Origin of the sequence: Streptosporangium sp. NPDC002721, assembly GCF_042888905.1 — a bacterium.
In the GTDB taxonomy this organism is placed as follows: domain Bacteria; phylum Actinomycetota; class Actinomycetes; order Streptosporangiales; family Streptosporangiaceae; genus Streptosporangium.
The window spans coordinates 232,404-256,383 of the sequence record NZ_JBIAQI010000007.1 but is presented as its reverse complement, the minus strand read 5'-3'; the positions used below and the strand labels follow the sequence as shown (position 1 = coordinate 256,383).

Here is a 23,980-nt window from a genome sequence, read left to right as displayed (position 1 = left end):
AGGAAACCCCGATGAGCGTCATGCCCCGAGAGTCCGCCGCGGCGGGACTCCCCACCGTCGTCCTCGTCCACGGCGCCTTCGCCGAGTCCGCGAGCTGGAACGGCGTGGTGGCCGACCTCAAGCGCCGCGGTTACCCGGTCGTCGCCGTCGCCAACCCGCTGCGCGGGCTGAAGGAGGACGCCAGGTACCTGCGCAGCGTGCTCGACGGCCTGACCGGCCCGATCGTGCTCGCCGGCCACTCGTACGGCGGATCGGTGATGAGCGAGGCCGCCGACGGCGCCGAGGGCGTCGTCGCGCTCGTCTACGTCGCCAGCTTCCAGCTCGAGGTCGGCGAGGGCACCGGCGAGCTGGCGGGCAAGTTCCCCGGCAACGAGCTCGGCCCCGCCCTCAACCCGGTGCCCTACCCGGTGGACGGCGGCACGGGGACCGACCTGTACATCCGGCAGGACAGCTTCCACGCGGTGTTCGCCGCCGACGTCGCCCCGGAGACGGCCGAGCTGATGGCGGCCACGCAGCGGCCCATCGAGGCGGCCGCGCTGGGGGACAAGGCGACCAGGGCTGCCTGGAGGACCATCCCGTCCTGGGCCATGGTCACCACCCGGGACCTGGCCATCCCCGCCGAGGCGATGCGTTTCATGGCCAAGAGGGCGGGGTCGACGATCGTCGAGATCGACGCCTCCCACGCCGTCACCGTCTCCCGCCCGGACGCCGTCGCCGACCTCGTCGACGCCGCCGCCCGCGCCACCACCCGCTGATCACATCCCCACGGAACGGAAGGGAAGTCCCCCATGAACCTCAAGCGCACAGTCCTCGCCTCCGGTGTGGCCGTCACCGCGCTCCTCTCCACCGGTGTCGCCGCCGGTGTCGCCACCGCCGAAGCCGGTTCGGCCAAACCCACGGTCGTCCTGGTCCACGGCGCCTTCGCCGACTCCTCCAGCTGGAACGGGGTGATCGCCGATCTCAGACGCAAGGGTTATCCGGTCATCGCCCCCGCCAACCCGCTCCGCGGCCTGCGCCACGACGCGCAGTATCTCCGCAGCGTCCTGAACAGCGTGGACGGCCCGATCGTCCTCGCCGGCCACTCGTACGGCGGCACCGTGATGAGCGAGGCCGCCGACCGCGACCGCGACGTGAAGGCCCTCGTCTACGTCGCCAGCTTCCAGCCCGAGGTCGGCGAGAGCACCGGCGAGCTGGCGGCCAAGTTCCCCGGCGCCGAGCTCGGTCCCGCCCTCAGGTCCGTCCCGTTCCGGGCCGCCGACGGCACCACCGGAAACGACCTCTACATCCGGCAGGACAGGTTCCGCGCGGTGTTCGCCGCCGACGTGCCCCGCCGGACCACCGACCTGATGGCCGTCACCCAACGTCCCATCGCCGCCGACGCCCTTGAGGACAAGGCCGTCAAGACCGCCTGGAAGACCATCAGGTCCTGGAGCATGATCACCACCAAGGATCTGGCCATCCCGGCGGAGTCGATGCGCTTCATGGCGAAGAGGGCGAAGTCCGCGACCGTCGAGATCGACGCCTCCCACGCCGTCACCGTCTCCGAGCCCGACGCGGTGGCGAGCCTCATCCACAAGGCCGCCCGCGCCACCGCCTCCTGACGCGGCACCGCCTGCAGCGCGTCTTCCGAAGCGGCATCTTCTGATGCGGCACCTTCTGAAACGGCCACCCCGTACAGCCCCGGCACGGTCCACCCGGCCGGGGTTCGCCGCGAACAGCGGGGGCGTTCGCGGCGAACCCCGGCCGGGTCGGCGTTCGTGGTCCTTCGGGGTGATGGCGTCCGCCGGACGCCTTCGGCGATCAGCCCTTCCCGGCGGGCCGCTCGCCGCCGAGGCGGGGGGTGGGGGCGGGCGAGCGGTCACGCCTTGGCGGGTCCCGTCCCGTGGACGCGTTCCCGCGATGGGAAACGCGCCCTGGCGGGCGTGGGGGACCCGCCAGGACGCGTTCCGCCCCGGGCGCGGTGGCGGAGGACCCCGGCGAGGGATGGGGTCCTCGGCCTGCTAGTCGCGCTCGGAGTCTGTGGCGGCGAGGGCGCGGGCCGGGTGGTCCGCGTCCCCCTCCGAGAGGTCGTCGTCGGGGGCGGGCCGCCGGTAGTGCTCCGAGATGAGGCGGGCCGCTCCCACCGGGTCGTCGGCCGGGTGGGACGACTCAAGGCCGTCCTCGTTCCAGACGAACAACCCGTTCTTGCACCAGACAGTCAGGTCGGTCAGCACCGAGAGCACGGACATGCCGTTCCCGTTGCTCTGGTAGGTGTGGGTGAATCCCTGGCGGTGCAACGCGTAACGCAGTAAACGTGTTGCCTCGCGGGGATCGCGCCAAGGCAGGTACGGCGTATCCGTGCGGACCGACAGCACCGGCCTCCACCTCCTCGCTGACCTTTCGATGGATTTGTACCAACGATTGGATAATGCGGGTCTTGGCAGGTTGGGTCAAGGGGCTGTTCCCCGCTAGAACCAGATCGTCTAGTTTTGTTGGCACAAAGGGGACTTAATGGCACGGTCAACGCTGTATCAACAGGTGGCCTCCGACCTACGGAGGACCATCTACTCCGGTGCGCTCGGACCGGGGGATCAGCTGCCGACCGAGGCGGAACTCATGCTCGCGCACCAGGTCAGCCGCAACACCGTACGACTTGCCCTCGGCGAGCTCGTGAACGAGGGCCTGGTCACCCGCACGCCCCGCCGGGGCACCGTCGTCCGGGAACGCCGCCCGCTGCTCATGCACCCCCAGCGCGAGCTGCAGCCGCGACGCGAGGAGACCCTGGAGGCCTTCGCCTGGGCCGTCTCCCGCGAGGGGCGCGCGCCGAGCCAGGAGATCGAGGTCTCGATCGTGCAGCCGGCCGAGGAGATCGCCAGCAGGCTGGAGCTCTCCGACGACGAGCTCGCCGTGGTCCGCCGCCGGCTGCGCTTCGTGGACGGCCAGCCGTACAACACCAACGACTCCTACTTCCCGCTGGCCCTGGTCGCCGACTCCGAGATCACCCGCCCCGGCGACATCGTGCGCGGGGCGAACAAGGTCCTGGAGGAACTCGGCCACCGGCAGGTGCGGGTGGTGGACGACATCTGGGCGCGGATGCCCAACAGCGCGGAGACCGAACGGCTCCAGCTCCAGCTCGGCACGCCCGTCGTCGTCTACATCCGGGTCGGCTACGACGAGGAGGACACCCCCGTGCGCGTGGCGGTGTCGGTCCTGCCCGCGGACAAGCATCTGATCCGGTACGAGCTGGAAAGCCGTTGACGTCTCCGTGACCGCCCTGACGGGCCGGCCCCCGTTCCGCCCGCGTCGCGGGCGAGCACCGGGCCGCGTCCGCCAGGTGGCTAGACGCCGCGCTCCCTGCTTCTCTCCCCGCTCTTCCTGCCTCCGCCGCTCTTCCGGCCTCCTCGCGACTTCCGTCCCGGGAGGCCTGTTCGCGTCGCCCCCGCCGGTGTCCTCCGTCCCGGCGGGCCTTTCCGCGCGGCCTCCATCGGTGGTTCCCACCCCGGCGAGCCTTTCCGCGCGGCTTCCAGCGGCGGTTCCCACCCCGGCGGACCTTTCCCCGCTGATCTCGCCGGTGTCTCTCGCGCCGGTGGGTCTCCTCCCGCTCTCCCCGCCGATCGCGGTCTCCCCGCTCGCCTCAGGCCCCTAGGCGTCCGCCTAGCCCGGCATGGATGCCGTGCGCCATCACATGGACACGCTCCGTGTCAACTCATGCACCGAACGCAACGAAGGGATGAACCATGCACTCGAACACCGCCAGTCCCACCGCCACGCGCCCGTACACGCTGCGCAGGGCCACGGACGGTGACCTCGACGGGGTGCTCGCGCTCCTCGCCGAGACCGCCGGGTGGCTGAACCGCCGCGGGGTGCGGCAGTGGCCCGCCGACGGGTTCCCCGCCGGGCGCGTCACCCCGCTGATCGGCGAGGGTGTCCTGTACCTGCTCGACAGGGAGGACGGCCCGGAGGGTGACGGCGGGCCCGTCGCCACCCTCGCCCTGGACGGTCACGCCGACCCCGAGTTCTGGACCCGGGGGGACGACCCCGGTTCGGCGCTCTACGTCCACAAGCTGGCCGTGGCGCGCGACCACGCGGGCACGGGGCTGGGAGAGGCGCTTCTGGACTGGGCGGGCCTGCGGGTCCTGGCCCTGGGAAAAAGATGGCTCAGGCTTGACTGCTCCAAGGACAACCCGAGGTTGCAGGACTACTATCGGGGACAGCGTTTCGCGCATCTCCGCACGGTCGACCTGCCGCATCGTGCCTCCGGTGCCCTGTTCCAGCGGCCGGGGGGCCTGCGCGCCCGCGCGTCCGGCCTGGCGCTGCCGTTCTCGGACCGGCGCGGGTCGTTCGTCCCCGAGCATGTCTGAACCACGGCGATCCTAGGACAAAGCCATCCGATAGCCTCCATTCATGACCGGATCCTTGCTTGAGGTGATCACGCTCGACGTGCGCGACGCCGTCGCCGCGGAGGCGGGCGGCGCCGATCGCCTGGAGGTCGTCGCCGACATGGCCTCCGACGGGCTCACCCCGGCGCCGGAGACGGTCGCGGCGATCTCCAAGGAATGCGCGCTGCCGCAGATGGTGATGTTGCGCGGCGAGGCCTCGTTCCTGGCCACGCCCGAGTCGCTGAAGGCCCTGAGCCGCGATGCCAGGGCCCTCGCCGACGCGGGCGCGGCCGGGTTCGTGTTCGGTTTCCTCGACGAGGCGGGGGCGGTCGACCTGGCCGCCACCGAGGCGCTCATCCACGCGGTCGCGCCGCTGCCCTGGACCTTCCACCGGGCGGTGGACCACGCGGCCGACACCCAGGCGAGCTGGCGCGCCGTCCGCCTCCTGCCCAACCTCGCCACCGTGCTCACCTCGGGTGCGCCCGGTGGCGTGTCGGACGGGCTGCCGGTGCTCAAGACCCGGTGCGAGGCCGGCGACGGCCCGCTGATCATGGCCGGGGGCGGGCTGCGGCCCGGCCACGTCGGGGTGCTGATGGAGTACGGCGTGCGGGCCTTCCACGTCGGCAGCGCGGTGCGGGCGTCCTGGTCGGACCCGGTCGACGCCCACCGGGTCCGCGAGTGGCGTGCCCTGATCGACTGAGGTCAGCCGGTCGAGCCGGTCGAGCCGATCAGGGCGGGTCAGGCGGGTCAGGCCGTTCGCTCCGCGGGGCCGGTGCCCAGCGCGAGGTCGGCGCGCCGGAGGGCGGCGGCCATGGTCCTGACCGTGGCGGGCTCGTCCATCACCCCCTCACCGGCGTCGCGCCGCTCCTCCCAGGCACGCACCCGGCCGGCGTACTCCCCGTACCGGGACAGGTGGAAGGCGTAGACCGTCGCGTACCGGCTGACCAGGTGGGAGGGGTGCATGTCCCAGCCCTGGTAGAAGCCGTGGGCCAGGGAGTGCGCGACCAGCGCCGCGTGGCGCCGCCACAGGTCCCGCACGTCGGGCCCGCCGTCCGAGGCGGGGGAGGCGGCCAGCGAGCCGTCCGACAGCTCGACCCCGGTCCCGGCGAAGACCGTCTGCATGACGTGCCTGGCGTGGTCGCAGGCGGGGTGGTCCAGCCGCTGCTCGTGCGGGGGAAGGCCGCAGCTCGCCGTGTAGTCGAAGACGCCGAAGTGCGCCGCCGCCAGCCTGCCCCGCAGGGAGGACACCAGGCCCGCGTCGAGGAACAGCACCGTCTGCGGCGCCTCCACCTGGATCTCGAACCTCAGCGTGCCCGGACCGAGGCCCAGCCCCTCCTCCAGAGCGGCGAGGCAGTCGGCGAACCGGTGGAGGTACTCCCTCATCAGCACCTTCGGGAAGGTGACGACGAACCCCTCGGGCAGGTGCCCGGCCCGCTCGGCCACGCCGGTGAGGAATCCGTCCAGGGTCCTGACGGCGCGGACCGGGTCGCCGTCGGCGAACGACTTCACCCGCAGCCCCCAGCGCCGGGGGAGCGTCCCGGCCGCGTGCATGGCCGCGACCGCCTTGGCGGCGGCGGAGGCGTGGCCGTCCTCCTCCCCGGGGCGCGTACCGTAGCCGTCCTCGAAGTCGATCCGGAGGTCCTCGACGGGCTCCCGGGCGAGCTTGGCGGCCACCCTCTCGTGCACGGCACCGGCGAGGTCCACACCCGCGCCGAGGATCGCGGCCAGGTCGGCCTCCGGCAGGTGCCGCCGGAACAGCTCCAGCGCGGCGTCACCCCACTCCCGCGTCGTCGCGGCGTCGAACCGGTCGGCCGGTACGTAGACCGTGTGCACGGGCTGCCACTCGACCGGCCGGTAGGGGTACAGCGCGGACTGTTCGCCGTGGATCCGCTCGAAATCCGGGATCAGGGCGGACGGGTCGGCGAGCGTGACGCGCATGCTGGTCTTCCTCCTGGACGTGCCGGTGCGAGCGAGGGCCGGACGCGCCTGGCCGGGCGGGGCCGGTTCAGCCGGTCTCCGGGTCCTGTTCCGGTGGCGGTCTCCGGTCGAGGGCGGTGAGCATGGCGGGGAGGCCCAGGAGCTTCACCCGCTCGCCCCGGTCCAGGGACCTGGCCAGGGCCGCCTCGGCCGCCTCGATGGCGAGCCAGTGCTCGTAGGTGATCGGCGAGACCCCCCGGGCGGCGAGGAGGTCGTCCAGGTCCGCGCGGCGTACCGGATCGCGGCCGGCCAGGTCGGTGAGGAGGGTGCGGACCGTCTCGGCGGCGTCGGACTTGTTGGTGCCGATCACACCGGTGGGGCCCCGTTTGAGCCAGCCCGCGACGTACTCGCGGTCGCGGACCCGGCCGGACTCGTTCGGCACGGTCATGGTGGCCTCGGAGAAGGGGACGCCGGGCAGCGGCACGCTCTGGTAGCCGACCGAGCGCAGCACCATGCCGACGGGCAGGGTCTCGAACTCGCCGGTGCCGACGACCCGGCCGTCCACCAGCCGGGTGCGCTCCAGCTTGAGCGCCTCCACCCGCTCCTCACCGATGATCTCCACCGGGCGCATCCAGAACCGCACGTCCAGCCGCCGGGGGCGGCCCATGGAGGGGCGGGTCGCCCAGCTCCGCAGGACCTCGACGTTCCCCCGGACCTGCCGGGACGCCGTCGTGACGTCGGCCACGCACTCCTCGGGCCGCACGCGCACGTCCGCGTTGGCCAGCTCGCCCAGCTCCCTGAGCTCCTTCAACGTGAACTTGGCGTGCTCGGGCCCCCGGCGCCCGATCATGTGGACGGTCTTCACCTCGCTGGCGGCGAGCCGGGTCAGCACCTCCTCGGGCACGTCCGTGGCGCGCAGTTCCTCGGCGGTCTTGGCCAGGACGCGCACCACGTCGACCGCCACGTTGCCCACGCCGATCACCGCGACCTCGGGGCTGTCGAGGACGAAGCGGTCGGCGGACATGTCGGGGTGGCCGCAGTACCAGTTGACGAAGTCGGTGGCGGCCACGCTGCCCGGCAGGTCCTCGCCGGGAATGCCCATCCGCCGGTCCACCATCGCGCCGGTGCAGTAGACGACGGCGTCGTAGCAGTCGAGCAGATCGGTGACCTCGACGTCCTTGCCCAGCTCGACCCCGCCGAGGAACCGCACCTGGGGAAGCTCCAGCACGCCGCGCAGGTAGTTCGCTATCGACTTGATCGAGGTGTGGTCGGGGGCCACCCCGTAGCGCACCAGCCCGTACGGCGTCGGCAGGCGCTCCAGGACGTCCACCTCGAGAGGACCGGTGGCCTGCTTGGTCAGGGCCTCGGCGGTGTATATCCCGGCGGGGCCCGACCCCACGACCGCGACTCGCAGTGACATGTCGCCTCCTCGGCGTTGGATGTCATGAACGCGATGCCCTGCTCGATTCTGTATCACCCGGGGGCGAGCCGCCAGACTCACGCGCCGACAAGATCGAATCGTCCGCCGGGGGAACGGCCGGGGAACAACGGGCGCTTGATCCAAATGTCATGCGGTGTCGGGGAGAAAATCACGTTTGCGACCTTTGTCGTTCATCGAGTGGGAGCAGGATCGCTGCTGCGTTACCGCCTGTGATCACTCCTGTGTAAGCGGGCGGTCAAGTTCTGTCACGAGAGGCCGTCCCCACTCATGCTCTCCCCGGTCCGGGACGACGCCGTCCCCACCGCATTCCCCGCCCCTCGTCCCCGGCCGTCCGATCCGCGAGGCGCGCGGCGGATCCTGGAGGCCGTCGAGGCGAGAGCCCGCCGGGCCCCTGACGCGCCCGCCGTCGTGGACGCCTCGGGCGCGCTGAGCTACGCCGGGCTGGTCGGCCGGGCCGGTGCGCTCGCCCGCCGGCTCCGCGACTCCGCCGGGGTCGGCGAGGGCGATCTGGTCGGCCTCCTCCTGCCCCGGGGAGCGGACGCGATCGTCGCGATGCTCGGGATCCTGGGGGCGGGAGCCGGTTACGTACCGCTGGATCCGGCCTATCCCGCCGAGCGCCTGGCCGTGATGGCCGAGGAGGCGGGGCTGCGGGCCACGGTCACCACCACCTCGCTGCGGGCCGCGCTGCCCCCCGCCGCGAACCCGCTGTTCCTCGACGCCGGGACCGACGGTGACGGGCCGGAGAACGACTCTCCGGCCGATCGTCCCGAGGACGCCGCCTACGTCATCTTCACCTCGGGTTCCACCGGCCGGCCCAAGGGCGTCGCGGTGCCCGGCCGGGCCCTGGCCCACTTCTGCGAGGCCGCCGTGGAGACGTACGGCCTCACCGACGCCGACCGGGTCCTGCAGTTCGCCTCGCTCGGCTTCGACGCCAGCGTGGAGGAGATCTTCCCCGCGCTCACCTGCGGCGCGACCGTGGTGGTACGCGACGACGACATGATCAGCCGTCCCGACCTGCTGCTGGAGCGTTGCCACGAGCTCGGCGTCACCGTGCTCGACCTGCCCACCGCGTACTGGCACGAGCTCGTCGAGGCCCTGCCCGACCCGGACCTGCGGTGGCCGCCCGCCCTGCGCCTCGTGATCATCGGCGGCGAGCGGGCGCGGCCCGAGGCGGTACGGGCCTGGCGGCGCGGCCCCGGTGCGGGGGTTCGCCTGCTGAACACCTACGGGCCCACCGAGACCACCGTGGTCGCCACGGTCGCCGACCTCGGCCACTGGGACGGGGAGGGGCCGGTGCCCATCGGCCTCCCGATCCCGGGCGTGCTGTGTCTGGTCGCCGGGCCCGACGGCACCCCCGTGCCCCCGGGAACGGAGGGCGAGCTGCACATCGGCGGCCCCACGGTGGCACTCGGCTACCTCGGCCGTCCGGAGGCCACCGCCGAACGCTTCTACCCGGGCCGGGCCTCCTCCGACGGGGAGGAACCGGTTTCCGGCTGGTACCGCACCGGTGACCGTGTCCGGCAGGGGGCCGGCGGCTCGCTGGTGTTCCTGGGGCGCGACGACCACCAGGTCAAGATCCGTGGCTTCCGGGTCGAGCCCGGCGAGATCGAGTCCGCCCTGTGCGGCCTGCCGGGGGTCCGCGACGCCGTGGTGGGGCTCGACGAGCGGGTCCCCGGGGCGCCGAGGCTCGCGGCCCACCTGCTCGCGGAGGCACCCGGGGAGGTGCCGTCCGCCGTGTTCCTCCGGGGGGAGCTCGGACGGTCGCTGCCGGCGCACATGGTGCCCGCCTCCTTCGCCTTCCACCCCTCCTTCCCGGTCACCGTCCAGGGCAAGGTGGACCGGGCGGCGCTGCTCGGCGGGGCGACCCCCGCCGGAAGCCCCGCGACCGCCCGCGACACCGGGGAAGGCGTCGGGAGGGGACTCCCCGACGCCGTCACCGCGATCTGGGCGGAGGTCCTCGGCCGTCACGACATCGGCGGTGACCAGGACTTCTTCTCGATGGGCGGCGACTCGCTCGCCGCCGTGCGGGTGCTCACCAGGCTTCGCGGCGCCCACCGTGCCGAGCTCACCCTGGCCGACTTCTACGCGGCCCCCACCGTCTCCGGACTCGTGGACGCCGTCGCCCGGGGGCTCCCCGCCGCAGGTGGCGGGCACCCCGCGAACGGCGAGGCGGGCGGGGAGGGGGCCGCACCCGCGCGTACGGCCCCGACCCCCCTGCAGGCCGACTTCTGGATGGCGGAACAGCTCTACGGCGAGAACCCGGTCCACAACCTCGGTATCCGCTACGGCCTGACCGGCCCGCTGGACACCGCCGCGCTGCGTGCCGCGCTGGACGCGCTCACCGTGCGGCACGCGATCCTGCGCTCCCGGTACCCGGCAGGCGAGGACGGCCGGCCGGTCACCGTCGTCGACCCGCCCAGCCCCGGGCCCTCCGTGAGCCCGGGGACCTCCGTGAGCCCCGGGACCTTCGTGAGCCCCGGGACCTTCGTGAGGCTCGACGAGGCCGACGCGCCGGACGAGGACGAGGCGGAGGCGGTCCGCCGCCGGGCCGTCGCCGAGCCGTTCGACCTCGCGCGGGGGCCGCTGCTTCGCGCCACCCTCCTGCGGACGGCGGAGGACCGCCACGAACTGCTGCTCGTCGTCCACCACACGGCCTTCGACGGCTGGTCGGCCGGGGTGGTGCTCACCGACCTCGCCGAGCTGTACCGCGCGGCCCGCACCGGCACCCCGTCCCGCCTCCCCGGCCAGGGAGCGGACTTCTCCCGGCTGGCGGCCGCCCGCGCCGAGCGGGAGGCCCGGCCCGCGCTCGCCGCGTACTGGCGCCGCCGCCTGGAGGGGGCCGATCTCGGGGTCGAGCTGCCCGCGGACCGCCCCCGTCCCGCCACCCGGACCTACCGCACCGAACGGGTCGCCCGCCCGCTGCCCGCCGGGCTCCTGGAGCGGCTGGAGACCGTCGGCCGCGACCACGGCGCGAGCCTGTTCATGGTCCTGCTCGCCGGTGTGCGGACCCTGGTGTGGCGTGTCACGGGACGCGAGGACGTCACCGTTCTCGCGCCGGTGGCCTGCCGCGGCAGCCTGGACGAGGAGAGAGCCGTCGGCCCGCTGCTCAACATCCTCCCGCTGCGCGGCGCCCTCCCCGCGCACGGCACCTTCGCGGAACTGCTGGCGGCGGTACGGCGCGACACCGTCTCCGACCTGGACCACCAGGAGCTTCCCCTCCCCCTTCTGCCCGCCCTGCTGGAGCTCGCGCCCGCGCTCGACCGCAACCCCTTCGGCCCCGTGATGCTCACGGTCCACAACACCCCCTCAGGCGGTGTGGAGGAGGCGGGGGTGCGCTGGCGGTACGCGGGTGACACCGCGCCCGCGGCCGGGATGGTCGACCTGTCCATCGGGCTGGACTTCCCGGCCGGCGGCCCGGTGCTCAACGCGGACTTCGCCACCGAGCTGTTCGAGCCGGCGACCGTGGACCGCCTGCTGGACCAGCTCCTCACCCTCCTGGACGCCGCCGCCCGGTCCGCGGACCGTCCCCTCGGGGAACTGCCGCTGCTGTCCGGCGCCGAACGGCACCGGATCCTCCACACGTGGAACGACTTCCGCGTGGAGCGGCCCACCGACCTGACGGTGCACCACCTCTTCGAGGCGCACGCCTCGGCGACCCCCGAGGCGCCCGCGCTCACCCACGACGGGACCACCGTCACCTACGGCGAGCTCAACGCCCGTGCCAACCGCCTGGCCCGCGCCCTGGGGGAGCGCGGCGCCGGTCCGGGTGCCCTGGTCGCCATCTGCCTGGACCGGGGGGTGGAGCTGTTCGTCGCGATGTGGGCCGTCCTGAAGTCCGGCGCGGCCTACGTCCCGCTGGATCCCGCCTACCCGGCCGAGCGGCTGCGCTACATGCTCCGGGACAGCGGCGCCGCCGTCCTGCTCACCCGCACCGGCCTCGCCCCGTCGCCCTCCGGCGATCCCGGCGATCCCGGCGATCCCGGCGAACCCGGCGATCCGGCCGGAGTCGGCGGCTCCGGCGGCTCCGGCGCGCCCGGCGACGGGGCGTGGCCGCGGGTCCTCACCCTGGACACCGAGGGCGCGGCGATCTCCCGGCTCCCGGACACCGACCTCGCCCCCTCCTGCGGGCCCGACGACCCGGCGTACGTCATCTACACCTCCGGTTCCACCGGCCGCGCCAAGGGCGTGGTGGTGACGCACCGCCACCTGGTGCACGCCGTGCACATGTGGCGGCACGACTATCGGCTGAGCCCCGAGTGGACCTACCAGCAGGCGGCCAGCTTCTCCTTCGACATGTTCGTCGGCGAGACGCTGCGCGCCCTGTGCACGGGAGGGCGGCTCGTCGTGGTCCCCCGGGAGGCGCTGCTGGAACCGGCCGCGCTGCTGGACCTCATGCGCCGCGAGAACGTGCGCTGCACCGAGCTCGTCCCCGCCGTACTGCGCGGGCTGCTCTCCCACGCCGAGACCACCGGCGCCACGCTGGACTTCGTCCGGCTCCTCATCGGCGGCGGCGAGAAGTGGCACGTGCGCGAGTACCGGCAGGCGCGGCGCCTCGTCGGGCCCGGGGGCAGGGTGGTCAACGCGTACGGCGTCACCGAGGTCACCGTCGACAACGTGTTCTTCGACGGCGACACGGACGGCATGCCCGCCGAGGCGCCCCTGCCCATCGGCAGGCCCTTCGCCAACAACCGGGCGTACGTGCTGGACGACAGGCGCTCGCCGGTGCCGCCCGGTGTCGTCGGCGAGCTGTACCTGGGCGGCGACGGCGTGGCCGCCGGGTACCACGGCCGTCCCGAGCTGACCGCGGAACGCTTCCTCGACGACCCCTTCGTGCCGGGCGCGCGCATGTACCGGACCGGGGACGGCGCCAGGTACCGCGCCGACGGGACGCTGGAGTTCCTGGGCCGCCTCGACGACCAGGTCAAGGTCAACGGCTACCGGATCGAACTGGGCGAGGTGGAGGCGGCCCTCGGCGCCCACCCCGGCGTCCTCGCCTGCGCGGCCGCCGTGCACGACCTCGCCGGTGGCACCGCCCAGCTGATCGGGTACGTGACGACCCGGCCGGGTGGGACGGCCGACGAGGCGGAGCTGCGCCGCGACCTCGCGGAGACCCTGCCCGCCCACATGGTGCCCGCCCGCATCGTCTCCCTGCCCTCGCTGCCGCTCACCCCCAACGGCAAGCTCGACCGCCGCGCCCTGCCCGCCCCGCCGGAGGGCGCCGACGCCTCCCGCCACGTCCGGCCCGCCACGCCCACCGAGATCCGGATCGCCGAGGTGTGGTCGGAGGTCCTCCAGGTCGAGCGGGTGGGCGGGAACGACACCTTCTTCGCCCTGGGCGGCGACTCCTTCAGCGCCCTGCGCCTGGTCCGGCGGATCGACCCGGCGCTGCGCGTGATCGACCTGTACCAGAACCCGACCGTCGCCCGGCTCGCCGCCCTCCTCGACGCCCGCGCGGAGGGGACCGGCCCCGCGGACGGGGGCCGCCTGCTGCGCCGCCTGTCCGGCGACCCCGCGCCAGGCGGCTCCGCGCCGGGCGACGTGGCCTTCACCGCGGTCTGCGTCCCCTACTCGGGCGGGCAGGCCGTCAGCTACCACCCGCTGGCCGAGGCCCTGCCGAAGGACAGCGTCCTGTACGCCGTGGAGCTGCCCGGCCACGACATCACCCGCCCGGACGAGCCGCTGCTGCCGTGCGAGGAGCTCGCGGCCCTCGTGGTGGCCGAGATGCGCGAGATCCCCGGCCCGGTCGTGCTGTACGGGCACTGCATGGGCACCGCGCTCACCGTCGAGATCGCCCGGCAGGCGGAGGAGGCCGGGGTGCGGGTGCTCGGCACGGTGCTCGGCGCGAGCTTCCCCACGGCCCGGCTGCCCGGCCGGTTCTTCGACTGGGTCTACCGGGTGCTGCCCGTCGACCGCCTCACCTCCGACCGCGAGTACCTGTCCTTCCTGCGGGCCCGCGGCGGCTTCACCGAGCTCCAGGACCCGGCCGAGCAGGCGTTCGCGCTGCGCAACGTGCGGCACGACGCCCGGGACGCGGAGGAGTACTTCACCGCCGCGTTCACCGGGACCGGGTACCGCAGGCTGCGCTCGCCGATCCTCAGCCTGGTGGGGGAGCGCGACAGGGTGACCGAGCTCTACCAGGAACGCCACCGGGAGTGGGCGCACTTCTCGGAGAGCGTCGAGCTCGCCGTGCTCCCCGGTGGCGGCCACTTCTTCGTCAAGCACCAGGCCCCCGAGGTCGCCGAGGTGGTCGACGCCGCCGCCCGGCGCTGGCTGGAGCCCGTACCCCCTTCTCCTCGTGAGGTCCCGGGCGAGGCCGATGACGCCGACGGCGCCGTCGGCGCGCGACGGGGCACCGAGGACACCGGCGGGGACACCACCGAGGACACCGGCAGGGACACCGGCCGGGACGCCGGGCGGGGGGCCGGCGGCACCGGGCGCGGCGGTGCCGCGGCCCCCAGCCTGGGGACATTCGCCCTCGTCGCGCTCGGCCAGTTCGTCTCCCTGGTGGGCAGCGGCCTGAGCACGCTGGTCCTCAGCATCTGGGTCTACCAACGCACCGGGGACGTCACCGCGTTCGGGCTGATGTCCGCGGTGGGGCTGCTGCCGGGAATCCTCGCCGGCCCGGTCGCGGGCGCCGTCGCGGACCGCTGGGACCGGCGGCGCGTCATGCTGGCGGCCGACTCGGCCTCGGGACTGGCCACCGCGGTCCTGGCGGTCCTGCTCTTCAGCGGCCGGCTGGAGATGTGGCAGGTGTACGTCGCCCTCGCGCTCACCTCGCTGGCGGGGGCCTTCCAGCGCCCGGCCTACCTGGCCGCGGTGGCGCAGATCGTCCCCAAACGCTATCTCGGCCACGCCAACGGCATCGCCCAGCTGGGCACCGGCGCCGGGGCGGTGTTCGCCCCGATGCTCGGGGCGGGCCTGCTCGGCGTCATCGGGGTCCGGGGCGTGCTGCTCGTGGACGCGGCGACCTTCCTGGTCGGCGCGGGCACCCTGCTGGCCGTGCGGTTCCCCGACCGGATGTTCCGTAAGCGCGAGGAGTCGTTCGGGACGGAGATCGCCAACGGCTGGCGCTACGTCGCCCGCAGGCCGGGCCTGCGGATCGCGCTGCGCTTCTTCGTCATCGACCACCTCTTCTACACGCTGGGCTTCGCGGTGATCACGCCGATGATCCTGATCGAGCAGTCCGAGCAGGCTCTCGGGCTGGTGCTGTCCGCGGGCGGGGTGGGCGGCCTGCTGGGCGCGCTCACCATGAGCCTGTGGGGCGGCACCCGCCGCCGTACCGAGGGAATGATCTTCTTCATGGGGGTCGCGAGCGTCGCGATGGCCTTCGTCGGCCTCGGCACGGCCCCCTGGTTCGCGGTCGCGGGCATGTTCGTCCTCGCCTTCACCGAGTCCCTCATCAACGGGCACTGGATCGCGCTGCTGCAGACCAAGGTCGGCCTGGAGCTGCAGGGCCGGGTGCTGTCCATCTTCATCACGGTGATGATGCTGACCATGCCGCTGGGCTTCCTGGTGGTGGGGCCGCTCGCCGACCACGTGTTCCGGCCCCTGCTGGAACCCGGGGGCGCGCTCGCCGGCTCCGTCGGCCCGCTGCTGGGCACCGGGCCCGGACGCGGCCTCGCGCTGCTGATCGTCGTCAGCGGGCTCGTCCAGCTGGCCTGGGCGGTACGCGGCTGGTTCCACCGGCGGCTGCGGTTCCTGGAGGACGAGCTTCCCGACGCCCTGCCGCCCGCCAGGCTCGGCGACCGGGACACCATGCAGCGCCACGCCGACGAACTGCTGGCCGCCACACGTCCCTGACACGCCCCCACCTGCCCGGACAGACCGTCCGGGCAGGTCGAGGCCGGGTAGGCCGGGGCCGGATAGATCGGTTCGGGCGGGTCGATCACGCCCCGCCGGATCCTCATGCCCCGCCCACCGGTCCCGTCTCGTCGGCCGGTCCCCGTCCCACCCGCCCGTTCCGTCCCGCTCGCACGCCCGCCTCCTGGCCGCATACCCGCCCCCGCCCACAACTCAGTCCACGCCCACAGCTCAGTCCACGCCCGCACGAAGGATCCCCCGTGACGCTCGACAGCATCACCTCCCCGCCCGCCACCTCCTCCACCTCCGGGCCGTTCCCTCAGCACGCCGGGGAGACCCCGCTGGTCGAGGCGTACGGGCTCGTCCCCGGCGTCCGCGTCCTGGTCAAGGACGAGACCCGCTACGCCTCCGGCAGCCACAAGGAGCCGGCCGCCCGCGCCGTCGTCCGCCACGCGCTGGAAGCCGGATACCGGGACGTGGTGGTCGCCACCTGCGGGAACTACGGCCGCGCGGCGGCCGCCGCGGGTGCCGCCGCCGGGCTGGCCGTCACCGTCGTGCTCCCCTCCGGCTGGAGTGACGGCGGCGCCGCCATGCGCGCCCTGGGCGCCCGGGTGGTCCTTGTCGACGGCAGCTACGAGGAGGCGGTGGACGCCTCACGGAGGATCGCCGCAGAGAAGGGGGCGCTCGACGGCAACGTCGACGGCCCCTGCGAGCCCCAGGTGCTGGCCGGGCACGGCGAGGTCGTCGACGCCCTCGCCGCCGAGCTGGACGAGCCCCCGCACACCATCTGGCTGCCGGTCGGCAACGGCACCACGGCGATCGCCGTGCACCGGCGCCTGGTCGCGCTGGGCTGGCCCACCCGGATCGTGGGCGTCGGATCGGCCGGCAACAACCCGATCGTGACCAGCTGGCCGGGGGAGTACCTGCCGCTGGCACCGGACGCGGTCGCCACGACGGACCACAACCAGCCGCTGGTCAACTGGCACGCGTTGCAGGGCGCCGCGGCGATGGACGCGATCCGGCTCTGCGGCGGGGAGGTGCTCGGCGCGAGCGACGCGGAACTGCTCCGGGCGCGGGACGCCCTGGCCGCCCACGGCCCCACGCCCACGGCGGCGGGAGCGGTGGCGCTGGCCGGGCTGCTGGGCCGGGCGGCGACCCTCGCGGCCGGCGGCACCCACGTCGTCGTGCTCAGCGGCCGCTGACCCGCCTGCCGTACGGGCCGGGCGAGCCGTGACGACCGCGCCCCGTGAGCGCCGTGAGCCCCGTGAGCGCCGTGAGCGCCGTGAGCCCCGTGAGCCCCGTGAGCGGCGCGCGGTGCTCACGGCGCCTTCACAGGCCCTTCGTGGCCCCCGCACAAGCCCTTCGTGACCCCTCCACAAGCTCTTCGCGACTCCTTCACGCACGACCCCGTACCGGCACCCTGATCGATCCTTGGAGATGGACCTGATGACCGAAGTAGCCGAGACACCGCTCCCCGGGCCGGTGCTGCTCTACCGGAGGAGCTCGGTCGGCCGGCGCGACGAGTGGGTCTTCGTGGGCAAGCTGGCCCTGCTGGCCGTCCTGAGCACGTGCGGAGGCCGGCTGGCGCTCTCGGACCACCCGCTGGCGGTGGTGGCCGGGATCGTGCTGCTGGGCGCCATGTTCACCCACGCGGTCGAGCTGCAGCACCAGTGCCTGCACCACGCGGCCTTCCGCGGCGCGCGCCTGCACCGGATCGTCGGGGTGCCGCTGGGGCTCCCGCTGCTGGTGGTCTACAGCCACTACCGGATCAGGCACCTGCAGCACCACCGGGCCCTGGGGACGCCCGGGGACACCGAGTTCTTCGGCTTCGACACCCGGGCGCCGATCACCCCGGGCGTGCTGCTGCGGGGCACGTTCGACTACCGGCGGATCGCCGACGTGCTCGGCGACTGCGTGCGCAGCGCGAGCGGCAGGTGGCGGTACGCCTTCGGCTCGATCGCGCCCAGGATGCACCGCCGCATCGTGGCCGAGCATGTCGGGCTGGGCCTGCTCGTGCTCGCGGCCGTGGCCCTGGCGGCCGGCGGGCACGCCGACATCGTGGCGCGGCTGTGGCTGCTGCCCCTGCTGCTGGTCGCGGTGCCGCTGCACTTCCTGGTCGAGCTCCCCGAGCACGTGCTGTGCGACAACGACACCACCGACGTGCTCCGCAACACCCGGTCGATCACCGGAGGCTGGTTCAGCACCTGGTACACCAACGGTAACAACCTGCACATCGAGCACCACGCGGCGATGAACGTCCCCCTTCACCGGCTGCGCGAGCGGCACCCGGAGGTCCAGCGGTACGGGGCGTTCGTGCAGCGCGGCTACGCCGACTTCTTCCGCGCCGTGCTCGCCGAGGCGCGGCGCAACGCTGCCCTGGCGGCCAGGGAGCGGCGCGACGCCGCCGTGCCGGTCAAGACGCGAAGCGAGCCCGGGGTTCCGGCCGAGGTCCGGAGCGACTCCGAGGTTCCGGCCGGTTCGGCCTCCCCCGTGGCGTGAGTCCCTGGTACCGGATCAGCACTTGCGGGGACAAGCCCGGCGGATCACAGTTGGTTCTTGTGAGTTCAGGAGCGGAGAAGCGCCGCAAAGCGAGTGCCCGGCGTCCGAAGGACGGTCCGCTCCAGGACGCGAGAGGACCGCATCGGCCAGGACGCGCTCCCGCCCCCTCCGGCGTTCCCGATGTCCTTGATGAAAGCCGACCGTCGTGCGGGCTCCCGTACGAGGCGTTCGGGCGGGTGATGGCCGCGCTCGCGGGAGAGTCGGAGCTGATGGAGTCGTGCCGCGACCTGACCTGGTGGCGCGGGGCCGACCACGGCTGGCACATCGAGTGGCGCGACGGCCCCGGCGCGGCCGACATCGCCGCCGTCCTGGCCAGGCACGTCCATGATCCGGGCTGCCCCGGCGCGCTGGTCACCCGCTCGGGCCCCGCCACGGCGGGGAACGCCACCCTGGACGTGATGGGCGTGCCGTTCGTCCTGCGCGCCGTCGACCCCGTGCGCCGCGAGCGCTTCCCCGGCAGGGCCGGTCTGCGCCGCCTCGGCGAGGCCCTCGACACCACCCGCAGGACCACCTCCCGCCACCCCTGGGAGATCCTTCTCGGCGGCTGACCCCGAACGGCCGAGCCGGTACCGCCGCCCCGGCAGGCCGCCCTCCAGGCGACGAGAGAGACGGGAGAGAAAGGCGCGGACGGCGTCGCGGAGATCCGGCCGCTTCCCGGGGAGAATCATGGAAAGGCCCGCGGCGACAACGCGGCCAGGCACTCGCCGACTTTAATGTGATCAAGCGCCCGCCATTTTGTAAACTTGACACGTTCGAGATGTTTCCCCAGGTCAGATACACTGCTGATAGCCACTAGCAAATATGATCGGGGGATCAGTGGCTTTGGTGGAACGTAATTACACGCTTGACTTCGTGGCCGGGGACCGCCGGGATCGCGCCATTCTCCGGCATATGATCCTTTCCCTTTTGGTGGGAATGCTGCTCGGGGGCGTCGGGGCGCTGCTGGCCTACGGGCCCGAGTTGCTCTACGCGATCTACCATCCGTACGCCTACCTCGTCTTCATCGTCGTCATGGGCCGGACGGCGGCGGGCCTCGGCTGGGCGGTCCTCTCCAGCGTGCTGGCCGCGTTCGGCCCGATCCTCTCGATGCTGGTCGCCACGATCTTCGCGAAGAACGCCTGGCTCGTGAGCCTGGGCGGCGACGGCGCCTCGATGAACCTCATGATCGCGAACCTCGTCGCCATCGGTGTCCTCTCCTACCTCGCCAAGCGCTACGACCGCTGGGGTGACCTCGCGGCGGGCGGCGCGGCCGGGCTGGCCCTCTTCGACGGGATCGACAAGGCCATGCCCGGCGGGCCCGAGCACGTCCCCGGTTTCTGGCCGTGGGGGGTCGCGGTGGTGGTCGCGATCGTGCTGGGGATGCTGGTCTCGCTGGGCCGCGGGTGCGACCGGGCCTGCTCCGCGCTGATCGCGCTGGTCCTCGGGGCCTCGTACTTCGTTTTCCTCACCGGCCTCTGAGGTCTCACAACCGGACCTGGAACCGGACCTGGAAGCGGCCAACCGCAGACAATCGGCTTGCGAGACTCGATAGCCTGTAGAGCACCGAACCTCGCTAGCTAGGAGTAGCCGTGCTACTGCGCATGTCGTCGCTGTTTCTTAGAACGCTGAGGGACGACCCGGCAGACGCGGAAGTCCCGAGCCACAAGCTGCTCGTCCGCGCCGGTTACGTCCGCCGTGTCGCACCCGGCGTCTACTCCTGGCTGCCGCTCGGCAAGACGGTCCTGGAGAACGTCACGCGCGTCGTGCGCGAGGAGATGAACCGCATGGGCGGCCAGGAGGTGCTCTTCCCGGCCCTGCTGCCCCGCGAATACTACGAGGCGACCGGCCGCTGGACCGAGTACGGCGACACCCTCTTCCGCCTCAAGGACCGCAAGGGCGCCGACTACCTGCTCGGTCCCACCCACGAGGAGATGTTCACCGACATGGTCAAGGGGGAGTATGCCTCCTACAAGGACTATCCGGTGACCCTCTACCAGATCCAGACCAAGTACCGCGACGAGGCCCGCCCCCGGGCCGGCATCCTGCGCGGGCGCGAGTTCGTCATGAAGGACTCCTACTCCTTCGACCTCGACGACGACGGCCTCAAGCGCTCCTACGAGCGCCACCGCGAGACCTACATCAAGACCTTCGACCGGCTCGGCATCTCGTACAAGATCTGCTTCGCCACCTCCGGCGCGATGGGCGGCTCGGCCTCCGAGGAGTTCCTCGCCCCCGCCGCCACCGGCGAGGACACCTTCGTGGCCTGCCACAACTGTGGTTACGCGGCCAACGCCGAGGCCGTCGTCACGCCCGCGCCGCCCGCGATCACCGGCGAGCGGCCCGCCTCGCGGGTGCTCGACACCCCCGACACCCCGACCATCGAGTCGCTGGTCGACCACGTCAACGAGCACCACGGCCTCGGCATCACCGCCGCCCAGACGCTCAAGAACATCGTGATCAAGGTGACCGTCCCCGGCTCGGGCAAGACCGAGACCCTGATCGTCGGCGTCCCCGGCGACCGCGAGGTCGACTTCAAGCGGCTGGAGGCCTCCCTCGCCCCCGGCGAGCCCGCCATCTTCGAGGCCGAGGACTTCGCGAAGCACCCCGGCCTGGTCCGCGGCTACATCGGTCCCCAGGTCCTCAAGGACCTGGGCATCCGCTACCTCGTCGACCCCCGCGTGGTCGACGGCAGCGCCTGGGTGACCGGGGCCAACGAGCCCGGCAAGCACGCCGCGGACGTCGTCGCCGGCCGTGACTTCGTCGCCGACGGCACCATCGAGGCCGCCGAGGTCCGTGCGGGCGACGCCTGCCCGGTCTGCGGCTCCGGCCTGTCCATCGACCGCGGCATCGAGATCGGCCACATCTTCCAGCTCGGCCGCAAGTACGCCGACGCCGCGAAGCTCGACGCCCTCGGCCCCGACGGCAAGCCGGTCCGCGTCACCATGGGCTCCTACGGCATCGGTGTCTCCCGGGCCGTGGCGGTGCTGGCCGAGCAGCGGCACGACGAGCTCGGGCTGGTCTGGCCCCGCGAGATCGCCCCCGCCGACGTCCACATCGTGGGCACCGGCAAGGACGGCCAGGTCGAGGCCGCCACCCGGATCGCCGAGGAGCTGGAGGGCCGCGGGCTGCGCGTCCTGGTGGACGACCGCCCCGGCGTCTCGCCGGGAGTGAAGTTCAAGGACGCCGAGCTGCTCGGCATGCCGACGATCCTGATCGTCGGCCGCGGGCTCACCCAGGGCGTCGGGGAGCTGCGCGACCGCGCCACCGGCACCAAGGAGGAGATCCCCCTCGCCGAGGCCGTGGAGCGCGTCGTGGCGGCCTGCCGCGAATGACCCCGGCGGGCTCGCCGAAGGTGATCCCGGACGCCGGACCGCCGGTCCCCGAAGCCGGTCCGCCGGCCCCTGAAGCCGGTCTTCCCGGCCCCGAAAAGGGATGACCCCGGCTCCGCCCCTCGCCGAAGGTGATCCCGGACGCCGTCGAAAGGCGTGTCACCCGGAACGCGCGAAGAGCGGCCCGCCCCTTTCGAAAGGGACGGGCCGCTCTCCAACGTGTGTGGCCCCGTGTCAGTAGTGGTAGTGGTGACGCCGGGAGCTCCGGCCGATCGCCTTGCCCACATGGAACCCGCCGGGCAGGTTGACGGTCACGTATCTGCGACCGTCGGGAGTCCTGCTGACGTGGAATCGGCGGTTGCCGAAGCTGTGGCCGATCCCCCGCGGGGACAGGTCGATCCTGAAGGGACCGACTTTGATCGACTTTCTGTATCCCCAGCCCATTGCCCTCTCCCCGGACTCCCCGAAATCTCGCGTCGTGTCATGAGAACGAGCGGCGTTCGCGAAGGGTTCCCGGGTGATGCCCATCAGCGACGGCTGCTGTTGCTGCTCAGCGTCTTGCGCCAGTGGAAGCCACCGGGAAGGTTGACGCTCAGAGTGCGGCGCCCATCGGCCGTCTTGGTGACCCTGAAGGCGCGGTTTCCCCAGCTGTGACCCACTCCGCCCCGCGAAAGGTTGAGACGGAACGGACCGAACTTCATGGATTTCCGGTATCCCCAGCCCATTGCTTCCTCCTTAGGCGTGTTCAGCGAAATCCAGCTACCCGGCAGACGCGGTGCAAACATGGTTGAAAGCGGGCGTGAACGCTGATTCGCGAATCCGGAAACGCCGTTAAAGATCGTTTTCCGCGCTGACCAGCCCGGTTCCCGCCCTTTCGCCGGAAGGCGGCCATCCGGGAAAACCGGCGGGAAACGTCACTGGGACGGGGTCACCACAGGGGTGGCGGTGGGCTCGGGCGCCGTCCGGGGCGGCATGCCGGGGAAGGCCTCGATCTCCGGGCGCAGGCCGTAGGAGCGGACGACGCACTCCTGCATGGCCAGCGCGGCCATCTTGCGCAGGGCCGGGTCCGTGGACGCCGCCAGCTCCAGGTAGGCGCCGGTCACCCCCCGCTCGACCAGCACCGCCAGCTCCACCGCCTGCGCCGCGCTCGACGGCGTGACGGGGAGCTCGTAGACCGCCTTCGGCTCCGCGGGCGTGCCGCCGGCAGTGATGATCATGGTGCGGAGCCGGTCGCGCCGGGCGCGGTGGGCGTTGTAGGCCGCCGTCGTCGTCGCGCGCAGCCTGCCGGTGGTCCTGGCCGCGATCACCCCGTAGGCGTACACGGCGGCGTGCTCGGCCGCCAGCGCCGTGCCGAGCCCCTGATCGGCCCCGGCCCTGGACCCGGCTCCGGAGGCGCCTCTCACAGCGACCTCGACAGGGCCAGGGCATGCGCGGCCTCGCAGGCGCCGATGGAGGCGAGCAACTGGGCCAGCGGGGGCGAGACCCCCTCGATCTGGCGGGTACGCAGCGCCGCGGCCTTGCGTTCCAGGTCCCGCAGGGTCCGCACCGACGGGCGGCCACCCTGGGCCGCGCTCCCCGAGGGCGAGGGGGTGGGCGACGGCGCGGGCGCCGAGGCGGGCGGTGCGGGCGGGAGGCGGCGGCGGAGCTCGGCCAGATGGGCCTCGTGGCGCTGCCTGAAGGGTTCGAGCCGGGCCGAGGCCGCCGAGGCGTACAGGGCGACGGTCAGCTCCTTGCCCGCGATCAGCTCGCGCAGGAGCAGGGTCTCGGGGTCGGGCGGCGCGGCCACGGGAGGCACCCGCTCCTCGGTGGCGCATCCCGCGACCGTCACGACCGCGACCCCGAGGGTGCCACCCCGCAGCAGGGCGCGCCGGGAGACGGAACGCACGACGACCTCCGGTTCTGTGTCGGCAGCTGACGCACTTAGCATCGTACGGGCTTGGAATAATGGCACTCACCTCGCTTCTCGGGCGGCTTCGCCACACCGAGTGGCGCTGTTTCCACGCCCTGGTGTGGATAGGCTGGTTAATCGCATGGGCGAGGTCCGCCCGGCTGAGATCGTGACAATGGGAGGTCGGCATGGGCAGCGCCACATCCCGCGACCGCCTGATAGAGCTTCTGGAACCTGTCGTCGGAGCCGAGGGGCTCGACTTGGAGGACGTCACGGTCACCCCCGCGGGCAAGCGGCGGCTGCTGCGTGTCGTGGTCGACCGTGACGGCGGCGTGAGCCTCGACGACGTCGCGGAGGTCAGCCACGCGGTCTCCGCGACGCTGGACGCCGACGAGGCGATGGGGTCCACCCCGTACGTGCTGGAGGTCTCCTCCCCGGGGGTCGACCGCCCCCTCACCGAGCCACGCCACTGGCGCCGCGCGGTGAAGAGGCTGGTCAAGGCCGACCTGAGGGACGGCAGTGCCGTGGAGGGCCGGATCGTCGCCACCGACGAGACCGGCGTGGAGCTGGACGTCGACGGCGCGCCGCGCCGCATCGACTATGAGGACCTGACCCGAGGACGGGTGCAGGTGGAATTCCGCCGGCTCGACGACGCCGAAGACGACGGCGAAGACGGCGACGAGGGCTAAGGGGGAAGCCTCGTGGACAT

Annotated in this window: 19 protein-coding genes; 12 read left to right on the top strand and 7 right to left on the bottom strand. The window is 72.9% G+C overall.

Translation table 11 applies throughout. The features are described from left to right. Nucleotides 1–11: 11 nt before the first annotated feature. Both ACFYWM_RS11855 and ACFYWM_RS11850 read left to right on the top strand, forming a co-directional pair. Nucleotides 12–755, top strand: coding sequence for an alpha/beta hydrolase (locus tag ACFYWM_RS11855; protein WP_389912507.1), 744 nt, complete (start codon nucleotides 12–14; stop codon nucleotides 753–755). Nucleotides 756–788: 33 nt separating this feature from the next. Further along, nucleotides 789–1,601, top strand: a complete 813-nt coding sequence (locus ACFYWM_RS11850) for an alpha/beta fold hydrolase (RefSeq protein ID WP_389912504.1) — start codon at nucleotides 789–791, stop codon at nucleotides 1,599–1,601. 399 nt (nucleotides 1,602–2,000) lie between these two features. Here ACFYWM_RS11850 and ACFYWM_RS11845 read toward each other — a convergent pair whose 3' ends face one another. After that, complete coding sequence (locus ACFYWM_RS11845) at nucleotides 2,001–2,276, bottom strand: hypothetical protein (protein WP_389912501.1); 276 nt, start codon at nucleotides 2,274–2,276, stop codon at nucleotides 2,001–2,003. A 214-nt stretch (nucleotides 2,277–2,490) separates the two neighbouring features. Between ACFYWM_RS11845 and ACFYWM_RS11840 the strand changes: the two genes are divergently transcribed. The 3 genes from ACFYWM_RS11840 to ACFYWM_RS11830 all read left to right on the top strand — a co-directional run bounded on the left by ACFYWM_RS11840 (nucleotide 2,491) and on the right by ACFYWM_RS11830 (nucleotide 5,058). Continuing rightward, nucleotides 2,491–3,237, top strand: coding sequence for a GntR family transcriptional regulator (locus ACFYWM_RS11840; protein WP_389912498.1), 747 nt, complete (start codon nucleotides 2,491–2,493; stop codon nucleotides 3,235–3,237). A gap of 479 nt (nucleotides 3,238–3,716) precedes the next feature. Beyond that, complete coding sequence (locus ACFYWM_RS11835; RefSeq protein ID WP_389912495.1) at nucleotides 3,717–4,340, top strand: GNAT family N-acetyltransferase; 624 nt, start codon at nucleotides 3,717–3,719, stop codon at nucleotides 4,338–4,340. Nucleotides 4,341–4,383: 43 nt separating this feature from the next. Continuing rightward, complete coding sequence (locus ACFYWM_RS11830; protein WP_389912492.1) at nucleotides 4,384–5,058, top strand: copper homeostasis protein CutC; 675 nt, start codon at nucleotides 4,384–4,386, stop codon at nucleotides 5,056–5,058. A 47-nt stretch (nucleotides 5,059–5,105) separates the two neighbouring features. On the opposite strand, the gene ACFYWM_RS11825 is transcribed toward ACFYWM_RS11830, so the two are convergent. Further along, nucleotides 5,106–6,296 (bottom strand): DUF6986 family protein, encoded by a 1,191-nt coding sequence (locus ACFYWM_RS11825; protein WP_389912489.1) that lies wholly within the window; start codon nucleotides 6,294–6,296, stop codon nucleotides 5,106–5,108. Between the two features lie 67 nt (nucleotides 6,297–6,363). After that, nucleotides 6,364–7,695 (bottom strand): FAD-dependent oxidoreductase, encoded by a 1,332-nt coding sequence (locus ACFYWM_RS11820; protein ID WP_389912486.1) that lies wholly within the window; start codon nucleotides 7,693–7,695, stop codon nucleotides 6,364–6,366. Between the two features lie 288 nt (nucleotides 7,696–7,983). Between ACFYWM_RS11820 and ACFYWM_RS11815 the strand changes: the two genes are divergently transcribed. The 6 genes from ACFYWM_RS11815 to ACFYWM_RS11790 all read left to right on the top strand — a co-directional run bounded on the left by ACFYWM_RS11815 (nucleotide 7,984) and on the right by ACFYWM_RS11790 (nucleotide 21,386). Further along, nucleotides 7,984–15,516, top strand: a complete 7,533-nt coding sequence (locus ACFYWM_RS11815) for an amino acid adenylation domain-containing protein (RefSeq protein WP_389912483.1) — start codon at nucleotides 7,984–7,986, stop codon at nucleotides 15,514–15,516. A gap of 260 nt (nucleotides 15,517–15,776) precedes the next feature. Beyond that, on the top strand, nucleotides 15,777–16,718 hold the full coding sequence (locus ACFYWM_RS11810) for a pyridoxal-phosphate dependent enzyme (RefSeq protein ID WP_389912480.1): 942 nt from the start codon (nucleotides 15,777–15,779) through the stop codon (nucleotides 16,716–16,718). 244 nt (nucleotides 16,719–16,962) lie between these two features. Then, nucleotides 16,963–18,015: a fatty acid desaturase family protein gene (locus tag ACFYWM_RS11805; RefSeq protein ID WP_389912477.1), complete on the top strand. Its 1,053-nt coding sequence runs from the start codon at nucleotides 16,963–16,965 to the stop codon at nucleotides 18,013–18,015. 239 nt (nucleotides 18,016–18,254) lie between these two features. Next, complete coding sequence (locus ACFYWM_RS11800) at nucleotides 18,255–18,623, top strand: hypothetical protein (protein ID WP_389912474.1); 369 nt, start codon at nucleotides 18,255–18,257, stop codon at nucleotides 18,621–18,623. 343 nt (nucleotides 18,624–18,966) lie between these two features. Continuing rightward, nucleotides 18,967–19,533: a hypothetical protein gene (locus ACFYWM_RS11795; protein WP_389912471.1), complete on the top strand. Its 567-nt coding sequence runs from the start codon at nucleotides 18,967–18,969 to the stop codon at nucleotides 19,531–19,533. A 110-nt stretch (nucleotides 19,534–19,643) separates the two neighbouring features. Beyond that, nucleotides 19,644–21,386 carry a proline--tRNA ligase gene (locus tag ACFYWM_RS11790; RefSeq protein WP_389912468.1) on the top strand — a complete coding sequence of 581 codons (1,743 nt, stop codon included), beginning with the start codon at nucleotides 19,644–19,646 and terminating at the stop codon, nucleotides 21,384–21,386. A gap of 231 nt (nucleotides 21,387–21,617) precedes the next feature. On the opposite strand, the gene ACFYWM_RS11785 is transcribed toward ACFYWM_RS11790, so the two are convergent. The 4 genes from ACFYWM_RS11785 to ACFYWM_RS11770 all read right to left on the bottom strand — a co-directional run bounded on the left by ACFYWM_RS11785 (nucleotide 21,618) and on the right by ACFYWM_RS11770 (nucleotide 23,268). Beyond that, complete coding sequence (locus ACFYWM_RS11785) at nucleotides 21,618–21,827, bottom strand: DUF4236 domain-containing protein (protein WP_389912465.1); 210 nt, start codon at nucleotides 21,825–21,827, stop codon at nucleotides 21,618–21,620. Between the two features lie 83 nt (nucleotides 21,828–21,910). Further along, nucleotides 21,911–22,108 carry a DUF4236 domain-containing protein gene (locus tag ACFYWM_RS11780; RefSeq protein ID WP_350972795.1) on the bottom strand — a complete coding sequence of 66 codons (198 nt, stop codon included), beginning with the start codon at nucleotides 22,106–22,108 and terminating at the stop codon, nucleotides 21,911–21,913. Nucleotides 22,109–22,297: 189 nt separating this feature from the next. Then, nucleotides 22,298–22,786, bottom strand: a complete 489-nt coding sequence (locus ACFYWM_RS11775; RefSeq protein WP_389912462.1) for a ferritin-like domain-containing protein — start codon at nucleotides 22,784–22,786, stop codon at nucleotides 22,298–22,300. After that, complete coding sequence (locus ACFYWM_RS11770) at nucleotides 22,783–23,268, bottom strand: hypothetical protein (RefSeq protein WP_389912459.1); 486 nt, start codon at nucleotides 23,266–23,268, stop codon at nucleotides 22,783–22,785. Before ACFYWM_RS11770 ends, ACFYWM_RS11775 begins: the two co-directional genes overlap by 4 nt. Before the next feature lie 191 nt (nucleotides 23,269–23,459). On the opposite strand from ACFYWM_RS11770, the gene rimP reads away from it, so the two are divergent. Continuing rightward, the gene (gene rimP / locus ACFYWM_RS11765) at nucleotides 23,460–23,960 is read left to right on the top strand and encodes a ribosome maturation factor RimP (protein ID WP_389912457.1); all 501 of its coding nucleotides are present in this window, start codon (nucleotides 23,460–23,462) and stop codon (nucleotides 23,958–23,960) included. Nucleotides 23,961–23,980: the final 20 nt, after the last annotated feature.